The 24,195-nt window shown below is 65.1% G+C and carries 20 protein-coding genes; 8 read left to right on the top strand and 12 right to left on the bottom strand.

Features of this window, described 5'->3' with window-relative positions; translation table 11 throughout:
• Positions 1–10 precede the first annotated feature (10 nt).
• From BUB39_RS00260 to BUB39_RS00235, 6 genes are all read right to left on the bottom strand, one after another.
• Complete coding sequence (locus tag BUB39_RS00260) at positions 11–1,438, bottom strand: gamma-aminobutyraldehyde dehydrogenase (RefSeq protein ID WP_073050901.1); 1,428 nt, start codon at positions 1,436–1,438, stop codon at positions 11–13.
• Between the two features lie 15 nt (positions 1,439–1,453).
• Positions 1,454–2,266, bottom strand: a complete 813-nt coding sequence (locus tag BUB39_RS00255; protein WP_073050893.1) for an ABC transporter permease — start codon at positions 2,264–2,266, stop codon at positions 1,454–1,456.
• Positions 2,256–3,194, bottom strand: coding sequence for an ABC transporter permease (locus BUB39_RS00250; protein WP_073050891.1), 939 nt, complete (start codon positions 3,192–3,194; stop codon positions 2,256–2,258). The genes BUB39_RS00255 and BUB39_RS00250 overlap by 11 nt, the downstream gene beginning before the upstream one ends.
• Positions 3,191–4,180: an ABC transporter ATP-binding protein gene (locus BUB39_RS00245; protein WP_073050889.1), complete on the bottom strand. Its 990-nt coding sequence runs from the start codon at positions 4,178–4,180 to the stop codon at positions 3,191–3,193. Before BUB39_RS00245 ends, BUB39_RS00250 begins: the two co-directional genes overlap by 4 nt.
• Positions 4,181–4,321: 141 nt before the next feature.
• Complete coding sequence (locus BUB39_RS00240; RefSeq protein WP_073050887.1) at positions 4,322–5,470, bottom strand: ABC transporter substrate-binding protein; 1,149 nt, start codon at positions 5,468–5,470, stop codon at positions 4,322–4,324.
• 144 nt (positions 5,471–5,614) lie between these two features.
• Positions 5,615–7,120, bottom strand: coding sequence for a CoA-acylating methylmalonate-semialdehyde dehydrogenase (locus BUB39_RS00235; protein WP_073050885.1), 1,506 nt, complete (start codon positions 7,118–7,120; stop codon positions 5,615–5,617).
• Between the two features lie 100 nt (positions 7,121–7,220).
• On the opposite strand from BUB39_RS00235, the gene BUB39_RS00230 reads away from it, so the two are divergent.
• The 4 genes from BUB39_RS00230 (at position 7,221) to lhgO (ending at position 11,918) form a co-directional block, all read left to right on the top strand.
• On the top strand, positions 7,221–8,147 hold the full coding sequence (locus BUB39_RS00230; protein WP_073050883.1) for a LysR family transcriptional regulator: 927 nt from the start codon (positions 7,221–7,223) through the stop codon (positions 8,145–8,147).
• A 66-nt stretch (positions 8,148–8,213) separates the two neighbouring features.
• Positions 8,214–9,659, top strand: coding sequence for a mannitol dehydrogenase family protein (locus tag BUB39_RS00225; protein WP_073050882.1), 1,446 nt, complete (start codon positions 8,214–8,216; stop codon positions 9,657–9,659).
• Between the two features lie 96 nt (positions 9,660–9,755).
• Positions 9,756–10,628: an aldo/keto reductase gene (locus BUB39_RS00220; RefSeq protein WP_073050880.1), complete on the top strand. Its 873-nt coding sequence runs from the start codon at positions 9,756–9,758 to the stop codon at positions 10,626–10,628.
• An 87-nt stretch (positions 10,629–10,715) separates the two neighbouring features.
• A complete protein-coding gene (gene lhgO, locus BUB39_RS00215) occupies positions 10,716–11,918 on the top strand; it encodes an L-2-hydroxyglutarate oxidase (protein ID WP_084527062.1) in 1,203 nt (400 codons plus the stop codon).
• On the opposite strand, the gene BUB39_RS00210 is transcribed toward lhgO, so the two are convergent.
• Positions 11,919–13,964, bottom strand: a complete 2,046-nt coding sequence (locus BUB39_RS00210; protein WP_073050878.1) for an NAD(+) synthase — start codon at positions 13,962–13,964, stop codon at positions 11,919–11,921.
• A 201-nt stretch (positions 13,965–14,165) separates the two neighbouring features.
• On the opposite strand from BUB39_RS00210, the gene BUB39_RS00205 reads away from it, so the two are divergent.
• Entirely contained in the window at positions 14,166–15,239 is a 1,074-nt protein-coding gene (locus BUB39_RS00205; RefSeq protein WP_073050876.1) for an NAD(P)-dependent alcohol dehydrogenase, read from the top strand.
• A 5-nt stretch (positions 15,240–15,244) separates the two neighbouring features.
• On the opposite strand, the gene BUB39_RS00200 is transcribed toward BUB39_RS00205, so the two are convergent.
• Entirely contained in the window at positions 15,245–15,973 is a 729-nt protein-coding gene (locus BUB39_RS00200; RefSeq protein ID WP_073050874.1) for an esterase family protein, read from the bottom strand.
• Positions 15,974–16,278: 305 nt separating this feature from the next.
• On the opposite strand from BUB39_RS00200, the gene BUB39_RS00195 reads away from it, so the two are divergent.
• Positions 16,279–17,121 carry an alpha/beta hydrolase gene (locus BUB39_RS00195; RefSeq protein ID WP_073050872.1) on the top strand — a complete coding sequence of 281 codons (843 nt, stop codon included), beginning with the start codon at positions 16,279–16,281 and terminating at the stop codon, positions 17,119–17,121.
• A 28-nt stretch (positions 17,122–17,149) separates the two neighbouring features.
• On the opposite strand, the gene BUB39_RS00190 is transcribed toward BUB39_RS00195, so the two are convergent.
• From BUB39_RS00190 to BUB39_RS00180, 3 genes are all read right to left on the bottom strand, one after another.
• Complete coding sequence (locus BUB39_RS00190; protein ID WP_073050870.1) at positions 17,150–18,193, bottom strand: L,D-transpeptidase family protein; 1,044 nt, start codon at positions 18,191–18,193, stop codon at positions 17,150–17,152.
• 157 nt (positions 18,194–18,350) lie between these two features.
• On the bottom strand, positions 18,351–19,946 hold the full coding sequence (locus BUB39_RS00185) for an amidase (protein WP_073050868.1): 1,596 nt from the start codon (positions 19,944–19,946) through the stop codon (positions 18,351–18,353).
• Positions 19,947–20,051: 105 nt separating this feature from the next.
• Positions 20,052–20,759, bottom strand: a complete 708-nt coding sequence (locus BUB39_RS00180) for a cysteine hydrolase family protein (RefSeq protein WP_073050866.1) — start codon at positions 20,757–20,759, stop codon at positions 20,052–20,054.
• 326 nt (positions 20,760–21,085) lie between these two features.
• On the opposite strand from BUB39_RS00180, the gene BUB39_RS00175 reads away from it, so the two are divergent.
• Together BUB39_RS00175 and BUB39_RS00170 are read left to right on the top strand one after the other, a co-directional pair.
• A complete protein-coding gene (locus BUB39_RS00175; protein WP_073050864.1) occupies positions 21,086–22,132 on the top strand; it encodes a substrate-binding domain-containing protein in 1,047 nt (348 codons plus the stop codon).
• A gap of 171 nt (positions 22,133–22,303) precedes the next feature.
• The gene (locus BUB39_RS00170; protein ID WP_073050863.1) at positions 22,304–22,723 is read left to right on the top strand and encodes a MarR family winged helix-turn-helix transcriptional regulator; all 420 of its coding nucleotides are present in this window, start codon (positions 22,304–22,306) and stop codon (positions 22,721–22,723) included.
• 46 nt (positions 22,724–22,769) lie between these two features.
• Here the strand turns inward: BUB39_RS00170 and BUB39_RS00165 are convergent, their stop codons facing one another.
• Positions 22,770–24,173 (bottom strand): amidase, encoded by a 1,404-nt coding sequence (locus tag BUB39_RS00165; RefSeq protein WP_073050862.1) that lies wholly within the window; start codon positions 24,171–24,173, stop codon positions 22,770–22,772.
• Positions 24,174–24,195 lie beyond the last annotated feature (22 nt).

Genomic DNA, 24,195 nt, shown 5'->3' with positions numbered 1-24,195 from the left:
CCTCGCCGCGCTACCCGTGCGCGATCATGACGTGGCGGACGACGGTGTAGTCCTCCAGCGCGTAGGAGGAGAGGTCCTTGCCATAGCCGGACTGCTTGAGCCCGCCATGCGGCATCTCGCTGACCAGCATGAAATGCGTGTTGACCCAGGTGCAGCCATAGCGAAGCCGTGCCGCCGTCTGCATGGCGCGGTCGATATCCTTGGTCCAGACGGAGGAGGCGAGGCCGTAATCTGAATCGTTGGCCCAGGCGACGGCGTCGTCCGGATCGGTGAAGCGCGTCACCGAGACGACCGGTCCGAACACTTCCTTGCGCACGATTTCGTCCGATTGAAGCGCGCCGGCGATGACCGTCGGTTCGAAATAGAAGCCTGACCCGGCGCCGGCGTGGCCACCGGTCGCGATCTCGATGTGCTTTTCGGCAGAGGCGCGCTCGACGAAGCCTTTGACACGGTCGCGCTGGCGCGCCGAGATCAGCGGTCCGAGTTCGTTCTTCGTATCGTCGGCATCGTTGTAGGTCAGAGTCGAGACGGCGGACGCGAGGTCGGCGACGAGCCTGTCGTGGATCTTCGCGCCGGCATAGATGCGGCAGGCGGCGGTGCAATCCTGCCCGGCATTGTAATAGCCGAAGGCACGCAGCCCATTCACAACGGCGTCGAGATCAGCATCGTCATAGACGATGACGGGTGCCTTGCCGCCGAGTTCGAGATGCGTACGCTTGACGGTGCTCGAAGCCGCCTGGATGACCTTCTTGCCGGTGCCGATGTCGCCGGTGACCGACACCATGTCGACATCAGGATGGTTGATCAGCGCGTTGCCGACCGTGGCGCCGCGCCCGAGCACGATGTTGACGACGCCCTCCGGCAGCACAGCGGCGATGGTTTCGGCAAGACGAAGCGCCGTCAGCGGCGTCTGCTCGGAGGGCTTGAAGACGACCGTGTTGCCGGCCGCGAGCGCCGGCGCCAGCTTCCACGCCATCATCATCAGCGGATAGTTCCACGGCGCGATCGAGGCAACGACGCCGATCGGATCGCGGCGGATCATCGAGGTATGGCCCGGCAGATATTCGCCCGCGACCGGGCCATGCATCGTGCGCACCGCGCCGGCAAAGAAGCGGTAGCAATCGACGATCGCCGGGATTTCGTCATTCAGCACGGCGTTGATCGGCTTGCCGCAATTCTCCGCTTCGATCGCGGCGAAGGCCGAGGCTTCCGCTTCGATGTCTGAGGCGATCCTGAACAGATAGGCCGCGCGCTGCGCCGGCGTCGTCCGCGACCAGCTTGTGAAGGCCTTGCGCGCCGCGGCAACGGCGGCATCGACTTGTGCGGTAGACGCCTCGTTCAGCGTCAGGATCGGAACGCCGGTGCGGGGATTGAGGATAATCTCCTCGGCCTCGGTGCCGTCCTCGAACCGTGATCCGATCAGCATGGCATGCTGCATGACGTCTCTCCTCGATTATTTGCCGCCGCCGGCGATTTCGTCGCCGCCGCGGGTGAGATAGAAAGCCGCGAGTATCGGCAGGAACGTGGCGGCGACGACGAACATCGCCACGACATTGGTGACTGGGCGCTGGCGCGGGCGGATCAGCTCTTCCAGCATCCAGAGCGGCAGCGTCTGCTGCTGCCCCGCCGTGAAGGTGGTGACGATCACCTCGTCGAACGAGAGGGCGAAGGCGAGCATGCCGCCCGCCAGAAGTGCTGTGCCGATGTTCGGCAGGATGACGTGGCGGAAAGTCTGGAAACCATCCGCGCCGAGATCCATCGAGGCCTCCACGAGCGAGGCGGAGGTGCGGCGGAACCGTGCGACCGCGTTGTTGTAGACGACCACGATGCAGAAGGTCGCGTGTCCCAGAACGATGGTCCAGAACGAAAACGGGATCGAGAAGGTCGAGAAGGCCGAGCGGAGCGCGATGCCGGTGATGATGCCGGGGAGGGCGATCGGCAGGATCACCAACAGCGAGATCGTCTCGCGTCCAAAAAAGCGCGTGCGGCTGACGGCGGCGGCGGTCAGCGTGCCGAGCACCAGCGCCAGCGCCGTCGCGACGGTGGCGACCTGAAGGGAGAGCAACAGCGCAGCGGAGATATCCGGCCGCGACCACGCAACCGCGAACCATTTCAGCGTCAGTCCCGGCGGCGGCCAGACGAAGCTCTTCTCTTCAGTCGTGAAGGCATAGACGAAGATGATGAGAAGCGGCGCCAGCAGGTAGACGAGGCCGCCGGCGGCAGCGAGGCGAAGCAGCAGGGGCGCGCGATCGCCGTCAGAGCGCATCGAAGGCTCCGAGGCGTTTGGCGACTGTCAGATAGATGCCCATGATGACGATCGGCACCACGGTGAAAGCGGCGGCCAGCGGGATGTTCCCTGCGGTTCCCTGTTGCGTGTAGACGGCCTGGCCGATGAAGAGCCGCGACGTTCCGACGATCTGCGGGATGATGTAGTCGCCGAGCGTCAGCGAGAATGTGAAGATCGAGCCCGCGACGATGCCGGGGAAGGCGAGCGGCAGGATCACATTGCGGAACGTCATCGCCGGCGTGCCACCGAGATCGGAGCTGGCGTCGATCAGGTTGACCGGAACGCGCTCAAGCGCTGCCTGCGTCGGCAGGATCATGTAGGGCAGCCAGATATAAACGAAGACCAGGAAAGTCCCGATATAGCTGACCGAGAGCGAGTTGCCGCCGATGGCCGGGATCGCGAGGATGGCGTCCAGCGCCCAGGAGAGGTGCAGCGTGCCGAACAGCCAGGTCAGGATGCCTTCCTTGGCGAGGATCAGCTTCCAGGCATAGACCTTGACGAGATAGCTCGACCAGAGCGGCAGCATGATGCCGAGATAGAACAGCGCCTTCCATTTTCCGCGCGCATAGCGCGCCGCGACGTAAGCGATCGGGAAGGCGATGATCGCAGAGGCAATCGTGACGAGCGCCGCCATGACGACGGTGCGCAGGATGATGTCGAAATTCGATGGCCGCAGTAGTTCGGCATAGGTCGCGAGCGTGAATTCCGGCACCACGAGGCCGGAGAATTCGTCGAGCGAATAGAAGCTCTGCAGAAGCAGCGTCAGCAGCGAGCCGATATAGACGATGCCGAGCCAGAGCGCTGGCGGCATCAGCATCAGCGCAACGAGGAGACCCGGCCGGCGCCAAAAGAGGTCGCCGAGGCGGCCGCCGAGCGAACGCGGCGGCGCGGTATCGATTGCGCTCATGGCTCGGCGCCCATCAGATGCAGCGCGGCGCTGTCGAAGCCGAGCCCGACCGTGTCTCCCTCGCCGGGCAGGTCCGCGCCGGAGGGCACGACCGCATGTAGTCTCAGTCCGGCGGCGTCGATGGCGAGCCGCGTCACTGGCCCGAGATAGCTCCGTGCGACGATGATGCCGGACAGCCGCGCCTCGCCGCCGAGCCGGATCGCCTCGGGACGGAGGCTTGCGTAGCGGCGGACGCCGGCAAGGCGCTCGACCAGGGCCGGCGGCAGCACATTCGACGAGCCGACGAAATCAGCGACGAACGGAGTGTTCGGCCGCTGGTAGATATCCTCGGGCGTGCCCACCTGGCGGATGCGGCCTTCGCTGAACACGGCGACGCGGTCGGCCATTGACAGCGCCTCACCTTGGTCGTGCGTGACGAAGACAAAGGTGATGCCGAGGCGTTTTTGCAGGCTTTTCAGTTCCTCCTGCATGTTCTCGCGCAGCTTAAGGTCGAGCGCGCCGAGCGGCTCGTCGAGCAGCAGCACTTTCGGCTTGTTGACGATCGCTCTTGCGAGCGCCACCCGCTGGCGCTGGCCGCCAGAAAGCTGGCCCGGCCGCCGCGCGCCATAGCCACCGAGCTGCACCAGTTCCAGCGCCGCCTCCGCCGTCTTCAGGCGCTCGGCCTTCGGCACCTTCCGCAGCATCAGCGAATAGGCGACGTTCTCGATGACATTCATATGCGGGAACAGCGCATAGTCCTGGAACACGGTGTTGACGCTGCGCCGATAGGGCGGCACGCCTTCGACCCGTTCTCCGAAAATCTCGATATGGCCGCTCGTCGGCTGCTCGAAGCCGGCGATGAGGCGAAGGCACGTCGTTTTGCCTGACCCCGAGGGTCCGAGCATCGCAAAGAACTCGCCGGCCGCAATGTCGAGATCGACATCGTCGAGCGCTTTCACGCTGCCGAAATGGCGCGACACCGCGCGGAGCGAGACGGCGGCGGTCATGGGGCGATCTCGGCTGCGCAAAGGCCTTGAGCTTTCAGAATGTTCTCTCCAGAAAGTGCCCTCGTCGAAACCCTGTCATTGCCGGATCAAGCCCGGCAATGACGGTTGGGATGGTGGCGAGCACTCGTTCACCCGCGTCGACTACCCGCCCATCACGGCGATATAGTCGGAGACCCAGCGCGAATAGGGGACGCACGCATCCTGGCTGGTGCATTTCGCGACGGGGGTCTTCCAGAATCGGATCTTCGAGAAATTCTCGAATCCGTTCGTGGCGCAGCCGGCATCCGTCAGCAACTCATTGCCTTTGCACGCCGCGGGCACTACCGGCACCGAGCCGAACCAGGCCGCAACGTCGCCCTGCACCTTCGGCGAGAGCGAGTGTTCCATCCAGAGATAGGCGCAGTTGGGATGCGCGGCGCCGGCGGCCAGCATCGTCGTGTCGGCCCAGCCGGTGGCGCCTTCGGCCGGTACGGTCGAGGCGATCGGCTGCTTGTCGAACTGCAGCGTGTTGACCTGGAACGGCCAGGACGAGGAGGCAACGACGCCTTCGGTCTTGAAGTCGTCGACCTGGACGGCCGCGTCATGCCAATAGCGTCCAACCAGTTTCCGCTGGCCCTTCAAGAGTTCGATCGCGGCCGCATACTGGTCCTCGGTCAGCTCGTACGGATCCTTGATGCCGAGTTCAGGCTTCTTGGCCATCAAATAGGTGGCGGCGTCGGCGATGTAGATCGGGCCGTCATAGGCCTGGACGCGGCCTGCATTCGGCTTGCCGTCCGGCAGGTCCTGCGCCTCGAAGACGACCGACCAGCTCGTCGGCGGCGTCTTGAAGACATTGGTGTTGTACATGAGGACGTTTGGCCCCCATTGATAGGGGACGCCGTAGTGATCGCTGCCCACCGTGAACCACGGCGCGTTCTGCAGCCGATCGTCCACCGTCGACCAGCTCGGAATGAGCGCCGTATTGACTGGCACGACCTTCTTGCCGGCGACGAGGCGGAGCGAGGCATCGCCCGATGCGGTGACGAGGTCGAAGCCGCCCTGGTTCATCAGCGTCACCATCTCGTCCGAGGTGGCGGCGGTCTTCACGGAAACCTTGCAGCCCGTCGATTTCTCGAAATCGGTGACCCAGTCATAGGCCTTGTCGCTTTCGCCGCGCTCGATATAGCCCGGCCATGCGACGATGTTCAGCGCGCCTTCGCCGGCGCCGACCGATGCTTGCTGCGCGGTCGCCTGGCCGACAAAGGCGGCAACGGCAGCAAGCGCGATCGTCGACTTGAGGATCGAGGTCATTTCGATGCTGTCTCCCTGTTCCCTGGGAGACGCGGGCTTCTTCAGGCCCATCATTCCCCCTCTGTCGCCAGATTAGTCGGGAACGGCGGCTTGGCAAATTCAATCGCGAACGGGGCCGCCCTTGAATGGGCGGCCCGTCGTCGATCAGCTCATCGTCGGCATGACGAAGTCTGCGCCGGCGCGGATGCCGGTCGGCCAGCGGGTCGTGATGGTCTTCAGCTTCGTGTAGAAGCGAATGCCTTCCATGCCGTGCATGTGATGGTCGCCGAACAGCGATTGCTTCCAGCCGCCGAACGAGTGGAACGCCATTGGCACAGGAATCGGCACGTTGATGCCAACCATGCCGACCTGGATCTGATGCGCGAATTCACGCGCCGCGTCGCCGTCGCGGGTGAAGATTGCCGTGCCGTTGCCGAAGGGATGGTCGTTGATCATCTTCGCGGCGGTCGCGTAGTCAGGCGCGCGGGCAACGGCCAGCACCGGCCCGAAGATCTCTTCCTTGTAGATCGTCATATCGGTCGTGACGTTGTCGAACAGCGTGCCGCCGACGAAATAGCCATCCTCATAGCCCTGCAGTTGCAGCCCGCGCCCGTCAACGACGAGCTTGGCGCCCTCAGCGACGCCGGCGTCAATATAGCCGCGCACCTTGTCGAGGTGCTGCTTGGTGACCAGCGGACCCATCTCGGCCTCCGGATCCGTGCCCGGCCCGACCTTCAGCGCGCGGATCTTCGGCTCCAGCTTGGCGATCAGCGTCTCGGCGGTCTTCTCGCCGACCGGAACCGCCACCGAGATCGCCATGCAGCGCTCGCCGGCCGAGCCATAGGCAGCGCCCATCAGCGCGTCGACCGCCTGGTCCATATCGGCGTCCGGCATGATGATCATGTGGTTCTTGGCGCCGCCGAGCGCCTGGCAGCGCTTGCCGTTCTTCGCGGCGGTCTCATAGATGTAGCGGGCGATCGGCGTCGAACCGACGAAGCTGACGGCCTGGATATCGGGATTGGTCAGGATCGCGTCGACAGCGTCCTTGCCGCCATGCACCACCTGGAAGACGCCATCGGGAAGTCCGGCTTCCTTCAGCCAGTCGGCAATGACCAGCGAAGCGGAGGGATCGCGCTCGGAGGGCTTCAGGATGAAGCAGTTGCCGGCGGCGAGCGCGATCGGGAACATCCACATCGGCACCATGGCCGGGAAGTTGAACGGCGTGATGCCGGCAACGACGCCGAGCGGCTGGCGCAGCGAATGGCTATCGACCCGCGTGCCGACATTTTCGGTCACTTCGCCCTTCAGAAGCTGCGGCGCGGCGGTGGCGAACTCGACCACCTCCATGCCGCGCTGAATCTCGCCCTTGGCATCGGAGAGTACCTTGCCATGCTCCGAAGTGATGACGGCGGCCAGCTCGTCGATCCGCTCCTCGATGATGTGCAGGAACTTGTTCAGGATGCGCGCGCGGCGAAGCGGCGTCGTGGCGGCCCAGCCCGGCGCTGCCGCCTTGGCCGCGTCCGTCGCCGCCTTCACTTCAGCTTCGGCACCGAGACGAACCGCCTTGGTCGCCTCGCCGGTGGCCGGGTTGAATACCGGCTGCGTCGCATCGGAAGCGCCCGCCGAGCGCTGGCCCGCGATGAAGTGGTCGATGATCGGCAAGCTGGACATGGCGTCTCTCCGGATTGAACCCGCCTCTCCATGCAACATTCGAATTCGCACAGCAATCGCCAGCCTTGCGGCTCGGTTGTGCAGAAATTAAAGTCATCCAATGGATTGGGAACGCATCCGCATCTTTCTTGCCGTCGCGCGCACCGGGCAGATCCTTGGCGCCGCCCGCCAGCTCGGGCTCAACCACGCCACCGTTTCCCGCCAGTTGACCGCGCTCGAGGGCGAGGTGAAGGCGAAGCTCGTCGAGCGGCGCACCAATGGCTGCCAGTTGACGCCCGCCGGCGAACAATTGATGGCGGCGGCCGAGCGGGCTGAGTCTGAGTTCCTGCGCGTCGAGGCGGAGCTATCGGGTGCTTCGGCTGGCATCGCCGGCACGGTGCGCGTCGGCGCGCCGGATGGGCTCGGCAACTATTTCCTAGCCGCCGAGCTCGGCCGTCTCGCCACCGAACATGCCGAGCTGATCATCCAGCTCGTCCCGTTGCCGCGCACCTTCTCGCTGTCACGGCGCGAGGCGGACATCGTCATTACGCTGGACCGGCCGGCAAGTGGACGGCTGGTGGTGCGCAAGCTCACCGACTACAGCCTCGGAATCTATGCCTCGGACGACTATCTGGCGCGGCTCGGTCCGATCCGCAGCGAAGCGGATCTTTCCGGCCGGCTGGTCGTCACCCATGTCGAGGACCTCGCCTATAGCCGGGCGCTCGACTACGCCGCGAAGCTCGCCCATGTCAGCAGCCGGCGCTACGAATGCGGCAGCGTGGTCGGGCAGGTCGAGGCCGTCAGGGCCGGTGTCGGCGTCGGCATCCTGCATGACTACACGGCAGCGCTCTATCCCGAGCTTCGCCGTCTTCTGCCGGAGATCGCCTTTCGCCGCAGCTATTGGCTGACCAGTCATCCCGATACGCATGCAACCCGCCGCGTGGCGGCTGTGGCGGATTACATCGCCGCCCGCGTCCGCGCTGCACGCCATGCCTTCTTGCCGGATGAAAACATGGTGGCACCCCCGGAGACGACAACCGCGTCCTAGGCCGCTTGGCGTCGCGGCGCCGGTGTTCTAAGCCTTGCGCCGATCCGCGCGGTGAGGAGAAGCACGATGCGCCTTTCGAATGCGACGCTTGCCGACCTGCCGGCTGCCGTGCGGCGCCCAGATTACGACCGCGGATCGGTGACGCCGGGCATCGTCCATCTCGGGGTCGGCGCTTTTCATCGCGCCCATCAAGCTGCTTATGTCGATGCATGCCTTGCAGCCGGGGAGGGTGGTTGGGGCATCGTCGGAGCCTCGCTCAGGAGCCCCGATACGCGCGACGCGCTCGCGCCGCAGGACGGCCTCTACACGCTCGCCGTGCGCGCCGGTGATCGCGAGGACCTTGTCGTCATCGGTTCGCTGCTCCGACTTCTCGTGGCGCCCGAGGACCCGGCCGCCCTCATCGCCGCGATGGTCGATCCGGCCATGCGCATTGTGACGCTGACTGTGACGGAAAAGGCCTATCTGCGAAATGCGGCCGGCGATCTCGACGCCGACCATCCCGATATCCGCGCCGATCTCGCCCATCCGGGCGCCCCGCGCACCGCGCACGGCTTCATCGTCGAGGCTCTCGCCCGCCGCCGCGCAGCGGGAACGCCGCCTTTCACGGTTCTCTCCTGCGACAACCTGCCGAACAACGGCATCACCGCGCGCCGCGTAATGGCGCAGTTCGCCGCGCTCCGCGACGCGGATCTCGGCCGCTTCGTGATGGAGGACGTCGCGTTCCCGTCGAGCATGGTCGACCGCATCGTGCCGGCAACGACGGACGCCGATCGGGCCCGCGTCAGCGCCGCGCTCGGCGTCTCTGACGCCTGGCCCGTCTTGACCGAACCCTTCATGCAATGGGTCGTCGAGGATCACTTCCCAGCCGGCCGGCCGGATTGGGAGCGCTTCGGCGTCACCATGGTCGAGGATGTGACGCCGTATGAGGAGATGAAGCTGCGGCTGCTCAATGGCGCGCATTCCTCCATCGCCTATCTCGGCCAGTTGCTCGGCCATGAGACGGTCGCCGATGCCTTTGCCGATCCGGCGATCCGCCGCTTCGTCGACGGCATCTGGCAGGACTTCATCGCCACGCTGCCGGCCGGTGCCGGGCTCGACACGGCCGACTATATCCGGCGCCTTGCAAGCCGCTTCGCCAATACGGCCCTTCGTCATCGCACGGCGCAGATCGCCAATGACGGCTCGCAGAAGCTGCCGCAGCGGATCGTCGCCGCCACGCTCGATCGGATGGAACAAGGGCTGGGGATCGATCGCCCGGCCTTCGCGCTTGCCGCCTGGATCGCGGCGCTCGCATCGCGCGGGACGCAGCCGGCCTTCGCCGATCCGCTCGATGCAGCGCTGGCCCCCATCCTGACGGCGGGCGACGATCCGGCGGCGGAGGTCGAAGCGGTGTTCGCCGCCTCGGGCTTTGCTGCGCGGAGCCCCCATCGCCCGGCCCTTGTCGCCAAGACAGCCGCAGCATTGGCGAGCCTCAGCAAGCTAGGCGTGCGGGACGCGCTCGCTCGGCTGTGATACCGCGCGGCCTTGTCGAGGCGATGGGTGGAGCCTAGCTGAAAGGCCGGATCGCAGGCGTCGCCGGATGGCGTCACCGCGCAAGGGAGCCTTCACATGACATCACCGCTCAATGCAGCCGCCTCCGGAACCTTCAAGGTCGGCGGCGAGATCGAGATCAACCGCCTCGGCTTTGGTGCCATGCGCGTCACCGGCGAAGGCATCTGGGGGCCGCCCGCCGACCATGCCGAGGCGATCCGCACGTTGAAACGCCTGCCTGAGGTCGGCGTCAATTTCATCGACACAGCCAATTCCTACGGCCCCGACATTTCGGAGCAACTGCTTCGCGAAGCGCTGCATCCCTATCCGGGCCTGCTGATCGCCACCAAGGGTGGGTTGACGCGTGAAGGGCCCAATCGCTGGACGCCAAAGGGCGACCCGGCCTATCTGATTGACGAGGCCAAGAAGAGCCTCAAGAAGCTCGGCGTCGAGCAGATCGCGCTTTGGCAGCTTCACCGCATCGACCCGAAAGTGCCGCGCGCCGAACAGTTCGGCGCCGTGAAGCAGATGCTCGACGAGGGCATCATCGCCCATGCCGGCCTCAGCGAGGTCTCGGTGGCTGAGATTGAGGCGGCGAGCGCCGTGTTCCCAGTCGCGACGGTTCAGAACCGCTACAATCTGGTAGATCGTGGAAGCGAGGATGTGCTCGATTATTGTGAGCGTGAGTCGATCGGCTTCATCCCTTGGGCGCCGCTGGCCTCCGGCAATCTGGCTCGTCCGGGTTCCGTCCTTGACGACGTCGCCAAGGCGCTCGGTGCGACGCATTCTCAGGTCGCGCTCGCCTGGGTGCTGAAGCGCAGCCCCGTGATGCTGCCGATTCCAGGCACGTCCAAGGTCTCCCACCTCGAGGACAATGTCGCCGCGGCCTCGATCTCGCTGTCGGATGATGCCTTCGCGGCGCTCGACGCGGCGGCACGGCGCGCATCCTGATCGTTTGAGGGGCTTCCCGTCGGCGCCAAGGAGTGAAACTCTCCGGTGCCGGCGGGCGGGCCGCCAACGGAATCGGGAACGAGCGTGATCTACGACTATTGCGTCATCGGCGGCGGCATTGTCGGCCTCGCCACCGCCATGCAACTTCTGTCTCGCGATCCGGGAGCGAGCCTTGTCCTTATCGAGAAGGAAGCCGCTCTGGCGCAGCACCAGACCGGCCATAATTCCGGTGTCATCCATGCCGGCGTCTACTACGCGCCCGGCAGCCTGAAGGCCGAGCTCTGTCGCGCCGGTTCCGCTGCCACCAAAGCCTTTTGCCTCAGCCATGACGTGCCCTTCCGCACCTGCGGCAAGCTGATCGTCGCCACCGACGACGCCGAGCACACCCGCCTGCTTGCGCTCGAGGAACGCGCCGGCCGCAACGGCATCGAGGTCATCCGGCTCGACCGGGCCGGTCTTGCCGAACGCGAGCCGGAGATTGAGGGCGTCAGTGCGTTGCATGTCCCGTCGTCGGCGATCGTCGATTATCGCCTCGTCTGCGCCGCGATGGGCCGGCGGATCGTCGCATCCGGCGGTGAGATCCGCCTCGGCGAGCGGGTTTTCGGCATCGTCGAGCACGGCGCCGGGGTGCGGGTTTCAACCGATAAGGGCGAGGTCGAAGCGAGGATGCTGGTCGCCTGTGCCGGTCTGCAGTCGGATCGCATCGCGACGCTGGCCGGCCTGCCGATCAGCCACCGCATCGTGCCGTTTCGCGGCGAATATTATGTCCTCGCCAAAAAGCACGAGAACCGCATCCGACACCTGATCTATCCGACGCCCGATCCGGCGCTGCCCTTTCTCGGCATCCACCTGACGCTGATGATCGACGGATCGGTGACGGTCGGCCCAAATGCCGTGCTAGGCCTTTCGCGCGAGCGGCAGGGCAAGTGGGCGATGGATGCGGACGATCTCCGCTCCATGGCCGGCTTCGGCGGGTTCTGGAAAATGGCGGCCGCCAACTGGCGCACGGCCGCAACCGAGTTCGTCAATTCGGTTCACAAGCGCGGCTATCTGGAACAGTGCCGCAAATACTATCCCGCGCTTGAGCTCGACGACCTCCAGCCTTATCCCGCCGGCATCCGCGCTCAGGCCGTCGAGGCGGACGGACGCATGGTCGAGGACTTCGTCATGGTCGAGAGCGCGCGCATGCTGCATGTCTGCAACGCGCCGTCGCCGGCCGCTACCTCGGCGCTGCCGATTGCCGGCCGCATCGTCGATCGCATCGAGATGAAACGGGCGGCGCTCGCCTGATCACTCCATTGGCACGTTCTCTTCCAGTTCGTCGAGCCAGACCTTGGCCTCCGCGTCCGAGGGCATGCGCCAGTCGCCGCGCGGCGACAGCGACCCGCCTGACGACATCTTCGGCCCGTTGGGAATGGTCGAGCGCTTGAACTGGTTGGTGAAGAAGCGGCGAATGAACACCTGCATCCACCGGCGGATCTCGGCGAGCGAATAGGCGCGCTGCTCGTCCGCCGGCATGTCCTTCGGCCAGAGACCGCGCGCGGCATCGCTCCAGGCATGGTGCGCGAGGAAGGCGATCTTCGAGGGGCGGAAGCCGAAGCGCGTCAGGTAATAGAGCGTGAAATCCTGCAGCGGGTAGGGGCCGACGATCGCCTGCGTCGACTGGATCGGCTTGCCATCGGCGACCGGTACCAGTTCGGGGGAGATCTCGGTCGCGAGGATCGCATAAAGCGTTGTCGCTGCCTCGGCGCTGACATCGCCCGACCTCGCCACGAAGCGGATCAGGTGCTGGATCAGCGTCTTGGAAACCGACGCGTTGACGTTGTAATGCGACATGTGATCGCCGACGCCGAACGTGCACCAGCCAAGCGCCAGTTCAGAGAGATCCCCGGTGCCGACCACGAGGCCGCGGTGCTGGTTGGCGAGGCGGAAGAGATAGTCAGTCCGAAGGCCGGCCTGCACATTCTCGAAGGTCACGTCATAGACCGGCTCGCCGCCGGCAAAGGGGTGGCCGAGATCGGTCAGCATCTGCCGGGCGGCCGGGCGGATATCGATTTCGGCGGCACTGACGCCGAGCCCGCGCATCAGCGCCCAAGCATTCGATTTTGTATGGTCGGATGTCGCGAAGCCCGGCAGCGTATAAGCGAGAATGTTCTCCCGCGGCAGGCCGAGCCGGTCCATCGCACGCACCGCCACGATCAGGGCCTGCGTCGAATCGAGACCGCCCGAAACGCCGATGATGCAATGCTGGAGCCCGGTTGCGGCAAGCCGCTTGGCAAGGCCCTGAACCTGGATGTTGTAGGCCTCGTAGCAATCCTCCGCGAGCCGCGCGGGATCGGCGGGGACGAAAGGAAACCGCTCGACGACGCGGTCAAGCGCGACAGGCCGTTCAGGCGCGTCGAGTTTGAATGTGACGGTGCGGAAGGCCGGGGCGCGCGGGCCTTCGAGGGCGATGCAATCGCCATAGGTGGTGAGGCGCATGCGCTCCTGCCGGAGGCGGCCAAGATCGATGTCGGCGATCGCCATGGTCGCTTCGATGGCGAAGCGTTCGGTTTCGGCCAGTAGCGCGCCGTTCTCGAAGATCGAGGCCTGGCCGTCCCAGGCGAGGTCCGTGGTGGATTCGCCTGGCCCCGCCGCCGAATAGGCATAGGCGCTCGCTGTCCGCGCTGAATGACTGGCGCAGAGCAAGCGGCGCGTATCCGCCTTGCCGATGGTGATGTTGGAGGCCGAGAGGTTGAGCAGCACCTCGGCGCCTGCGAGCGCCGCATGCGTCGAGGGCGGCAGCGGAACCCAGATGTCCTCGCAGATCTCGGCGTGGAACGTGAAGGGTACGCTGCCCGTGGAACGGAACAGGAGGTCGGTGCCGAACGGCACGCTGCGACCGTCGATGTCGATGGCTAGGCCGATGATCCCGGCGCCGGAGGTGAAATGCCGCCGCTCGTAGAATTCGCGATAGTTCGGCAGATAGGTCTTCGGCACCGCACCGAGAATGGTTCCGCGATGGATGGCGACGGCGCAGTTATAGAGCCGCCCCTCGCGGCGAAGCGGCGCACCGACGACAAGCACCGGAAACAGCGCCTTGGACGCCTCGGCGATCCGCCCGATGGCCCGCTCGACGGCGTCGAGCAGCGCGTCCTGCAGCAGGAGATCGTCGATCGAATAGGAGGAAATTCCGAGCTCGGGAAAGAGCATCAGGGCGACCCCGGCCGCGTCGCCTTCGGCCGCGAGCCGCAATGTCTCGTCAACAGCGAAATCCGGATCGGCCACGCCGCCGCGCGGCACTACCGAGGCGATGCGCAGGAAATCATGGCTGTAGAGCGAGGCGAACGGCTTCATGGGTATCTGTTCCACTTCAATCGGCCGTTTTGGCGTATCGCGCATGCCGCGTTGCGACAAGGCCCTTGCCTCGATCGGACCCGGTGTTCCTGCAACTCTTGATCGGTATCAATGCCGGAAGGTTGGCGGCGTGCATGCTGCGGGCGATCCGAGGCCGCGGTTCCCCCAGACCGGCCGCATTTCCCAAGGAGGATAGACCCAATGCCGAAGATGAAAGCCGCGATCTTTGTAGAGGCCGGCCGCATCGTGCTCGATGAGAAGCCGATCCCGGATATCGGCCCGCTCGATGCGCTGGTCCGCCTCACCACGACCACGATCTGCGGCACCGACGTCCACATCCTCAAGGGCGAATATCCGGTCGAGAGAGGCCTGACCATCGGCCATGAGCCCGTCGGCGTCATCGAAAAGCTGGGCTCGGCGGTGACCGGGTTCAAGGAGGGCCAGCGCGTCATCGCCGGCGCGATCACGCCAAGCTTCACCTCGAACGCCTGCATGTGCGGCTGCGCCTCGCAGGATGGCGCCGGCACGAAGCATGGCTTCAAGGCGATGGGCGGCTGGCGTTTTGGCAATACGATCGACGGAGCGCAGGCCGAATATATTCGGGTCCCCGACGCGACCGCCAATCTCTCGCCAGTGCCCGATGAACTGACGGACGAGCAGGTGCTGATGTGCCCCGACATCATGTCGACGGGCTTCTCCGGCGCCGAGAATGGCGCGATCAAGATCGGTGACACCGTCGTCGTCTTTGCGCTCGGACCGATCGGCCTCTGCGCCGTCGCAGGCGCGAAGCTTCTCGGTGCGACCACCATCATCGGCGTCGATACCGTTCCGGCGCGTCTCGCTGTCGCGAAGAAGCTCGGCTGCGACCATGTCGTCGACTTCAAGGCGGGCGATCCTGTCGAGCAGATCATGGCGATCACCGACGGCCGCGGCGTCGATGTCGCGATTGAGGCACTCGGCACGCAGCAGACGTTCGAATCCGCGCTGCGTTCGCTTCGGCCGGGCGGTACCTTGTCGAGCCTTGGTGTCTATTCGACCGATCTGAAGATCCCGCTCGCCGCCTTCTCGGCCGGGCTCGGCGACAACAAGATCGTCACTTCGCTTTGTCCGGGCGGCAAGGAGCGTATGCGTCGGCTCATGAGCGTCGTCGCGTCTGGCCGGATCGACCTGACGCCGCTCGTCACGCACCGCTTCAAGCTTGACGATATCGAGGCGGCCTACGACCTCTTCGCCCACCAGCGGGACGGCGTGCTCAAAGTCGCCATCACGCCCTGAGCCGATCAGAGGTAGAGCGGCGCCATCTGGCGCCAGGCACGGCCGCGATGGGCGCGGCCGTCCCAGACATGCAGGGCGTGGCCGACGCCCTTGTCGCGGAGGACATCGCTGAGATGGCGGTTGTTGCCGAGGAAAGGATCCTCGGCGCCGATCGTCAGGGTGATGTTGAGCCGCCGCATCTGGTCGAGCCGCTCCGGGCAGCCGAGGCGTGGCAGGAATTGCGACGGCATGCAGTAATAGACATCCTCGCCGCGATGCCCGTCGAGCAGGTCGCCGAAACACTCGACGGCATGAGTGAGGTCATAGCGGCCCGAAAAGGCGACAAGCCGCGAAAAGCGCTCCGGCCGCCGGAAGGCTATGCTCGCTGCGCCGAAGGCCCCGAGGCTGCAGCCATGCGCGATGGTCTCAGGATGGGTGTTGCGCGAATGGGCGAGAGGCAGCACTTCCGAGAGGACATAGTCCTCATAGGCGAGGTGCCGCGCGACCCGGTCGGCCGGCCGTCGCCAGGAACAATAGTAGCTCTCGCCGGCAAACCCGTCGACGCAGTAGAGCTGCAGGTGACCGGCCTCGATCTTCGGCGCCAGGCTCGCGACCAAACCGAGATCCTCATATTCGTGAAACCGGCCCTCCCGCGTCGGGAAGACGATCACCTTCGCGCCGGCATGGCCGAACACGAGCAATTCCATGTCTCGGCCGAGCCGGCTGCTATACCAGCGGTGATATTCCCGTTGCATGGCGGTCGACCCCGTCGAAGCTCCGGCAGGCTCCTCGCATGACGCATCACCAAGCAAATTTTCATGCAGGCTTGATGACATGCTTCGCTCGCTCCGGCTGATCCGACCACTCCCGGCCGCGGCTATCTCCTGATCGTGTGCTGGAGGTCTTGGCTTTTGCGTGCGTTGCGGCAAGATCGTCCCTGCCTCGCAACAAGCACGGCCGGCTGCCGGGATATGATCGTCATGGCTTACGAAGACAGAAGCGCCTCCGCCGTCTGCCCGGTCGCGCGTAGGATCGGCGACGGCCGCCCGGGTCCCCGGCGATGAGCGCCGCAGCACCCCGGCTGGATTGGCGGAGCCTCGATCGGGCTGCGCTCGACAAGAGCCTCAGCAGCAGCAGGGCCGTCGAGGGCAGTCTCGCAATCATCGAAGGTTGGGGAAGAACGAGCGCGGCGCTTCGCGCCCGCCACCCGGAGGCGCTTGACCTCGCCTATGGCCCGCGGCCGCGCCAACGGATTGATCTTCTGAAGGCCGCCGACGGCGCACCGACGCTGGTGTTCCTGCATGGCGGCTTTTGGCAAATGCTCTCGAAGGATGACTTCACCTTCGTCGCTGCGGGCCTTTTGCCAGCCGGAATCAATGTCGCCTTTGTCGGCTACACGCTGGCGCCCGACGCGACGCTCGATGACATGGTGCTGGAGGTTCGCGCCGCGCTCGATTGGCTCGGGGCACATCTCGCAGGCCTCGGCGGCGATCCTGCGGCGGTCTTTGTCGGCGGATGGTCAGCCGGCGCCCATCTTGCGGTCATGGTTATGGATCATCCGCTCGTGCGCGGCGTGCTTGGCATCAGCGGCCTTTACGAACTCGCGCCGCTCGCTGCGAGCTTTGTCAACGGCAAGCTCGGCCTCGATGACGCGGCCGTCGACCGAAACTCCCCGCAACGTCATATCCAGCGGGACATGCCGCCGCTGGCGTTGGTCGTCGGCGGGGCTGAACTGGCAATGATGCGCCAGCAGACGGAGGACTATGCAGCCGCGCTTACGGCCTCAGGCGCGCCGGTGACCTTTGAAACGCTCGCCGGCGCCAACCACTTCACCATCCTCGATCAGCTTGCCGATCCGGATGGCGCGATCGCGGCCATGGCGCGGCGCCTGATGTCTCGATAGAGCGCAGTCAGGCGCCGTAGGCGCGAAGTCACTTCTGGCCGGCCACCGACGTCGCGGTTTGCACCGGGTCGATGCCGACAATCTGATAGGGATCGGCCAACGCGGCCGAGGGGCGGCTGACCGGGAAACCCGCCGAGGTCATCCGCGACAGCTTCTCCGGCCCCGAATTCTTCAGGATCTCCCGGAACGCCTCGTTCATGCCGCCATCCGAATAGGCGAGCGAGATCGGCGGTTCCGACGCGGCGAGCGCTGCGATCTGCGAGTCGTCGCGCGCCTGCTTGACGGCGACCTTCGCGGCGACGGACGGATCGACTTCGAAGGCCGGGCAGGCGCCGAGGGGGTCGAACACGGCGCTCGGGTCGACCGGCTTGGCGCCAAACACATAGCGGCGATTGCACGCCTCGACCTTGGGCGGCTGGCGCGTGACGTCGAACTGGTCGGTGCCCTGCTTGAGATTGAGCCAGAAATTCATGTTGGGGTCGTTGCGGTGCAGAGCGAGGTTCTGCGGCGTCATACGGAACGGCAGCGACTGAACCTGGAACGAGGTTTGCCCGCCGATGAGCGCATCGCGCGCGACGGCATAGATCTCGGCGACGCCGGCGTCCGTCAGTGCATAGCAGCCGGACGAGGAGCAGGCGCCATGCACCATCAGTGCCGCGCCTTCATAGCCGAGTGCTTCTTCCAGCTTGTTGGGGAAGCCAAGATTGAACGAGAGATAGAATTGCGATTGCGGGTTCAGCAACGACATGGTGATCGCGTAGAAGCCCTCCGGCGCTTGCCGGTCGCCCTCCTGCTTCTTGGGGCCGAGTTTCCCGGACCAGCGGCAGATCGGATAGGTCTTCAGCAGGGCATAGCTGCCGCTGCGATCGCGCTTCCAGACCTCAAGCTCGCTTTCCTGCTTGTAGATGCGGATCATGATCGGGTCGGACGGCTTCATGCCCTTCTGGCGCATGTCGGCCACGAGCTTCGCCGGTATCGGCTGCATGCCGCGCGTGTCGCGCTCGCCCGTCGTGCAGGCCGCCAGGCCGCAGGCAAGCAGCGCCAGGAGCAGAAGAGAGCGAATGATCGCCATAAGCCGAAATCCCAAACCATGTCTCAGCCGGACGAAGCGGCTGCAGACATTATAGGCCGGGTTTCCTTAACACCCTCCAAGCGCAATGTCGCGTCGGTGATCCGTTGATCAATTTCGTGCGACAGCCCTGTGTCGCCATCCGTTCACCTAGAATGGCTCAAGCGCTCTCTTCCGCCATCTCTCGCAAGGCTGTCTGGAACGGTGTTTCGACGAGTGTCGGCACGATGCGATGCTGCGTCGCCTGCTCATAGTCGTAGGCATAGGCGAGAAGCTCGGCTTCGCTCCACATCGCCCCGACGAAGATCAGGCTGAAGGGAGCACCGTCCGCAAACCGCCCCGCCGGAACCGTCACGCCCGGCAGGCCGGCAATGTTGATCTCCGACACGGTGGTGGCCGGGTAGGGCGCTTCGTCGAAAATGCCCGGAGGCGTCGCGGACGACTGCGGGAAGGCGAGTGCGTCGAGCGCATGCGACGACATCACGGAGTTGACGATCTTCAGATAGGCTTCCCGGACGGCGAGGAACGGACCGACATCGGGGATCGTCGACGGATCGGCGAGCGACGCTGCCAGGACGGGCATGGCGGCATGCATCGCGAGAATCCCGCCGGGCGCAAACGGATCCTCACCCGTGAGCGTCGTCAGTTCGGCCAGGGTGTGCGCCGCTGCCGAGGGGCCGAGACGCTTCAGGTAAAGGGCCATGTCATAGGCGATTGTCTCCAGTCCTCGCTCGTCGAAGCCGCCAGACTTCCAGACGGCGAGATCGGCAAAGCCGCTGCCGGAGAACGGATCGTCCACGAGGATGGCGCCACGATCGGCCAGTTCCGCACATGCGTCGGCATAGAGCGCGGCCGCCTCGTCGGACAGCGGCTGCCGACGCCAGCCGGTGCCATAGAGTCCGATCCGCTTGCCTTTCAGCGCGTCGGTGGCGAGGCGGCTGGTAAAGCCGCCGGCCGGGATCTTGCCGATGCATGCCACGGTCTTGGGGTCTTCGACCGTGTAGCCCGCGAGGACATCGAGCAGCAGGGCTGCATCCGTGACCGTGCGGGCATGCGGCCCGACGACGTCGCGCGTCGAGCCGGCCAGGGGTGTGACGCCGGCATTCGGCACCAGCGCGAAGGTCGGCTTGACGCTGACGAGGCTTTGCGCGGCGGCTGGGTTCTGGATCGATCCGCCGGTTTCCTCGGCAAGGCCGACGACGGCGAAGCTGCCCGATATCGCGGTCGCCGTGCCGCTCGAGCTCGCGCCGGGGGCGACGGCCCGGTCGACGGCATTGAAGGTCGGGCCATCCCAACTGGTATTGGCACGGGCGCCATCATGGCTGAAGGCGGGAATATTGGTCTTGCCGAGAATGACGGCGCCGCTCGCGCGCAATCGCGCGACGACCGGCGCGTCCCGCTCGGGCATGAGATCGATGCCCCCTGCGACGCTCGAAAGCGGCGCCCAGCCGCCGGTCGAGGGCAGGCCGACAAAATCCATCGCCTCCTTCACCACCACCGGGACGCCAGCGAGCGGGCCGAGCGCTTCGCCTGCCGCACGTCGCGCGTCGATGGCGCGGGCATCGGCCAGCGCCGAAGGGTTCATGAAGGTGAAGGCGTTATAGAACGGCTCGTACCGGTCAATCCGGGCAAGGTGGGCGCGCGTCAGCGCTTCTGAAGTATAGAGTCCGTCGGCGAAGCCCTGCTGAATTTCACCGATGGTCAACTCGGTGACATCAATCTCGGCAGCCGATTTCGGCGAAGCGGGCGCGTTCATGAGAGGCTCCTCGATCGGGAAATAACGCGGCGCACCCGGCGTCCCGCCCGGTGCGGCATGGGAAGGGAAGTGAGTGCTTCGGGTCGACTAAAGAGCCGAGCCGGCTTATGCGGCCGCCCTGGCGCTGGCTGAGGCTTCGATGAGGCCGAGCAGCCGATTTGTGTCCATCACATCGGCGAAGATGGCGGACATGCTGAGGAGGGTCGCGTTGTGTTCCTCGTCGCTCAGCGTGGCGTTGCCATCGGTGACGAAGATCACGTTGTAGCCCATCTGCAATGCATCGCGCGCCGTGCTCTCGCAGCAGCAGTTAGTTAGCGTGCCGGTGATGATCAGCGTGTCGATGCCACGCGCCTTCAGCATCTGGTCCATGTCGCAGGTGTCGGGGATGAGGGCCGAAAAGCGTGTCTTGTCGACGACGAGGTCACCGACCTGGACATCCAGTTCCGGCCAGAGCTGCCAGTCATCGGCGCCCCGCGCGAAGGCCGCCGTCATGATGTCGAACTGGGTCGGGCTCATGTAGTTCTGGAACCAGACGTTCCACGGCAGCTTCTCCTTGCCGTCATAGGTATAGCGCAGGAAGCAATTGATCCCGCCGGCCGCGCGCACCGCCTTGGCGATGGCGTTGACAGAGCCGACGATCTCGCGTGCCACCGGCACCTCGACCGGCGCGCCCTCGGCAACGAAGCCGTTCTGAAGATCGACGATCACATGCGCGACTTTGCTCATGTCCAGCTGGTCGAAGATGAATTCCTTGCCGCCCCGCTGAAGGCGACCGCGCGCCGCGATGTGATCGGGAATCGAGACTTTATGCATGGGAGGTCCTCGCTGTCGTGACCGTGAGCGCGACTACCGCCCGGGGCGCCGGCGCTTCCGTTTCTCTGACGATTATTAATTCATGAAATATAGCTTTTGAAAATATCTAATTGGATATCGATGTGCCTAATCGCTAAGCATTTTGTTCAGTTGGTCAAAGTCTTTGCATTTGTTTGACAGGATCATGTTGCAGTGCGAGGCTGCGCCGCCTGATCGGGTGGCAGTGCGCCGGTTGAATCGTCCGGCTGGCTCATTCCTGACCGCGTTGCCGCGCAGCGGCCTCGTCCCCGAACTGGCCTCGTTCATAGCGATGGAAGGGCAGGGACATGAAGGTCGGCTTGCTGCATCCGCGAAGCGGGATCATGGGCATGTGGGCGCCGGCGATGGACGCCGCCGCAACGCTCGGGGCCGCAGAACTCAATGCCGCCGGCGGGATTCTGGGTGAGGAGATCGAACTCGTGTTCGGCGATTGCGGCTTCGCAGTCAGCCAGGCCGTGGATGCGGTGGACACGCTGATCGAGGTCGATGGCGCCGAGGTCATCATCGGCGGCCACACCAGCAATATCCGCGATGCGGTCAGCCAGCGGATTTCCAGCAAGGTTCCCTACATTTTCACGCCACAATATGAGGGTCTGGCCTGCGGTCCCTCGACCGTTGCGATCGGCAGTACCGACCAGGAGTTGCTGGGGCCGGCGCTGCACTGGCTGCGCCACGCCAAGGGAGCCGAGCGCTTCTTTTTCGTCGGGAACGACTATATCTGGCCGCGCATGGCGCTCTCGACGACGCGCCGGCTGCTGCGCCGGCAGGGTGGCGAACTGGTCGGCCAGGCGATCATGCCGACCCGCCTTGCCGACAATTCCGAGGTTCTGAAAAAAATCGCCGCCAGCGGCGCCCAGGTCGTCATCCAGGCTCTGGTCGGGTTGTGCTCAGTCGAATTCAACCGCGCCTTCGCTGCAGCCGGGCTCGACCAGAAGATGCTTCGCTTCGGGCTCATCGTCGATGAGACCGTGATCTGCGGCATCGGCGCGGACGCGTCGACAAATCTCTTTACCGCCGCGAGCTACTTCGCCGTCAACCAGTCGCGGTCGAACGATCACTTCCTCGAGCTCTATCACGATGCCTTCGGCGCCTTCGCGCCGCCCGTGTCGGCGGCAAGCGTCAGCTACTATGAGGCGCTGCATGTCCTGGCGGGTCTCGCCCGTGACCTTGGCACGCGCGACAGCCGGGCGCTCGCTAACCACCTGCATCGTCCGATCTCCCGGCCGGCCGTGCGCCACATGCTCGACAACAAGCCGGTCGGCCAGATCCCGCCGGTCTATATCGGCCGAGCCGATGGCGTGAGGCTCGAAGTCGTCAAGGCGATGACGCGCTGAAATAATTGAAAAAGAAATATTGTCAAACACCGATGGCGGTGCTATCGGAGCCGCGTTATCTGCTTCGGCTAAGCTAGCGGTCTCGGTGAGGCCGCTTGGCTGGTCGGACTTGCCGTTTCGGGGGCGGTTGATCGGAATGAAAGCAACAAGAAGCGATCCAAGGGGGGAAACATGGCACCAGTACGGATGAAGGATCAGCTCGCCTATCTCATTGCGAGCCTCAACCGCCAGCTGGAAAATGATCTCGAGGAGCGGCTGCGCCCGGGCGGCGTGCCGATCGAGCAGTTTCGCATTCTGGAGGTGCTGGACGCCAGCGAGCCTGCGCCAATGGGCGAGATCGCCAGCCAGTCCCTCATCGAACCGCCGACGCTGACCAAGATCGTCGACAAGATGGTTTCGGAAGGGCTCGTCTACCGTGCGCCTGACCCGAATGATCGCCGCCGCGTCCTGATCGTCACCGCCCCCGCCGGCAAAGCGCTGTTCAAGCGTCTCCGCGGCGTCTCGACGGCGCAGGAGCAGCGGATCGTGGAATTGCTGGAATCCGAAAGGGCGGCCGAACTCCGCAACCTCCTGCGCGAATTGCTGCAGTAGCGGCCGCGCGGACAGGCTTGCGCGGCCGAGCGCTGCTTGCCAGCGATCAGGCGATCGGCGGACGGCGCGTGTGCCAGTCGGTCGCCTGCTGGTAGGCGTGTGCGACGCGAAGCAACAGAGCTTCGGACCCCGGCTTGCCGGCAAACTGCATCGCAACCGGGCGGCCGTCCTCGGTATATCCGCAAGGCAGCGTTACCGTCGGCGTGCCTGTTGCGTTGAAGGGCGAGGTGAACTTGCCGATGATGTTGAAGTCTTCAGCGACTGCAGCGCGCACTTCCTCCCAGGTCGGCGTCCCCGTGCGGAATACGGGCATGACGAAGACGTCGATATCGTCGAACATCCGCGCGACGGCGCCGCGAAACTTGTAGCGTTCGATGATGCCCTTGCCGATATCGAGGGCACTGACGCCATGCCCCGCCTTGAGGCCTTCGCTGATCCAGCCGCCATATTTCTCGGCCTGCGAGGGATAGGTCGCCTCGTGATGCACCGCCATTTCGGCCATGGTCATCGGCATGGTGTATTGCAGCAGCGCATCGGGCGACGGGAAATGGATCGGTTGCGTGAGCGCGCCGATCTCGCCGAGCACGTCGACAGCATCCTCGATGAACCCGAGCGAGACCGGATCGGCATCCGCGCCGGCATAGTCCCAGTCGATGCCGACGCGCACGCCGCGCGCGCCATAGATGCCGTCCAATTCGCCGAGATAATCGGGAACCGGCGTCGAAAGCGAGGTGGAGTCCTTCGGGTCCCAGCCCGCCAGCGCCTGTAGCATGGCCGCCGCGTCCGCTGCCGAGCGGGCCATCGGCCCCAGATGATCGAAGGTCGAGGCGAGATCGAAGATGCCGAAGCGGCTGATCCGGCCCCATGTCGGCTTCACTCCCGTCAGGCCATTGCAGGCCGAGGGAAAGCGGATAGATCCGCCCGTATCAGAGCCGATGGAGGCGAAGGTGAGACCCGCGGCGGTGGCGACGCCCGATCCCGACGACGATACGCCGGTCCAGAGGTCGTTCTTCCACGGGTTCACCGGTTCTGGCAGATCCGGATGATGCTCAAGGGTCGCGCCCTCCGTCATGTGCAGCTTGCCGAGCAGCACGGCGCCGGCATCGGCGAGCCGCGTCACGACGGTCGCGTCATGGTCTGGAATGTAGTCGGCATAGATCGTCATGCCGCCTGTGGTCTTGATGCCCTTGGTGAAGCAGAGATCCTTCACGGCAACTGGAACGCCATGCATGGGCCCACGATAGATTCCGGCGGCGATTTCGGCTTCGGCCTTTTCGGCCTGTTCAAGCGCGAGATCGGCGGTGACGGTGGTGTAGCTCTTGAGCTCGCCATCGAGCGCATCGATGCGCGCGAGGATCGCCTCCGTCACGGTGACCGGCGAGAGGTCGCCCGCTTCGATGCGCTTCGCAATCGATGTGAGCGGTTGATAATGGACGTCGCCGAGGGACATGGCGGTCACTTCCTTGCTCGAG

The sequence above is a fragment of the Kaistia soli DSM 19436 genome (assembly GCF_900129325.1).
Taxonomy (GTDB): Bacteria; Pseudomonadota; Alphaproteobacteria; order Rhizobiales; family Kaistiaceae; genus Kaistia; species Kaistia soli.
The sequence above is the reverse complement of the archived record's forward strand: the minus strand, read 5'-3'. Positions and strand labels throughout refer to the sequence as shown.

Coding starts and splice junctions, on each gene's coding strand:
- BUB39_RS00260 (WP_073050901.1), bottom strand. CDS start 1,438: ATGCAGCATGCCATGCTGATCGGATCACGGTTCGAGGACGGCACCGAG.
- BUB39_RS00255 (WP_073050893.1), bottom strand. CDS start 2,266: ATGCGCTCTGACGGCGATCGCGCGCCCCTGCTGCTTCGCCTCGCTGCC.
- BUB39_RS00250 (WP_073050891.1), bottom strand. CDS start 3,194: ATGAGCGCAATCGATACCGCGCCGCCGCGTTCGCTCGGCGGCCGCCTC.
- BUB39_RS00245 (WP_073050889.1), bottom strand. CDS start 4,180: ATGACCGCCGCCGTCTCGCTCCGCGCGGTGTCGCGCCATTTCGGCAGC.
- BUB39_RS00240 (WP_073050887.1), bottom strand. CDS start 5,470: ATGACCTCGATCCTCAAGTCGACGATCGCGCTTGCTGCCGTTGCCGCC.
- BUB39_RS00235 (WP_073050885.1), bottom strand. CDS start 7,120: ATGTCCAGCTTGCCGATCATCGACCACTTCATCGCGGGCCAGCGCTCG.
- BUB39_RS00230 (WP_073050883.1), top strand. CDS start 7,221: ATGGATTGGGAACGCATCCGCATCTTTCTTGCCGTCGCGCGCACCGGG.
- BUB39_RS00225 (WP_073050882.1), top strand. CDS start 8,214: ATGCGCCTTTCGAATGCGACGCTTGCCGACCTGCCGGCTGCCGTGCGG.
- BUB39_RS00220 (WP_073050880.1), top strand. CDS start 9,756: ATGACATCACCGCTCAATGCAGCCGCCTCCGGAACCTTCAAGGTCGGC.
- BUB39_RS00210 (WP_073050878.1), bottom strand. CDS start 13,964: ATGAAGCCGTTCGCCTCGCTCTACAGCCATGATTTCCTGCGCATCGCC.
- BUB39_RS00205 (WP_073050876.1), top strand. CDS start 14,166: ATGCCGAAGATGAAAGCCGCGATCTTTGTAGAGGCCGGCCGCATCGTG.
- BUB39_RS00200 (WP_073050874.1), bottom strand. CDS start 15,973: ATGCAACGGGAATATCACCGCTGGTATAGCAGCCGGCTCGGCCGAGAC.
- BUB39_RS00195 (WP_073050872.1), top strand. CDS start 16,279: ATGAGCGCCGCAGCACCCCGGCTGGATTGGCGGAGCCTCGATCGGGCT.
- BUB39_RS00190 (WP_073050870.1), bottom strand. CDS start 18,193: ATGGCGATCATTCGCTCTCTTCTGCTCCTGGCGCTGCTTGCCTGCGGC.
- BUB39_RS00185 (WP_073050868.1), bottom strand. CDS start 19,946: ATGAACGCGCCCGCTTCGCCGAAATCGGCTGCCGAGATTGATGTCACC.
- BUB39_RS00180 (WP_073050866.1), bottom strand. CDS start 20,759: ATGCATAAAGTCTCGATTCCCGATCACATCGCGGCGCGCGGTCGCCTT.
- BUB39_RS00175 (WP_073050864.1), top strand. CDS start 21,086: ATGAAGGTCGGCTTGCTGCATCCGCGAAGCGGGATCATGGGCATGTGG.
- BUB39_RS00170 (WP_073050863.1), top strand. CDS start 22,304: ATGGCACCAGTACGGATGAAGGATCAGCTCGCCTATCTCATTGCGAGC.
- BUB39_RS00165 (WP_073050862.1), bottom strand. CDS start 24,173: ATGTCCCTCGGCGACGTCCATTATCAACCGCTCACATCGATTGCGAAG.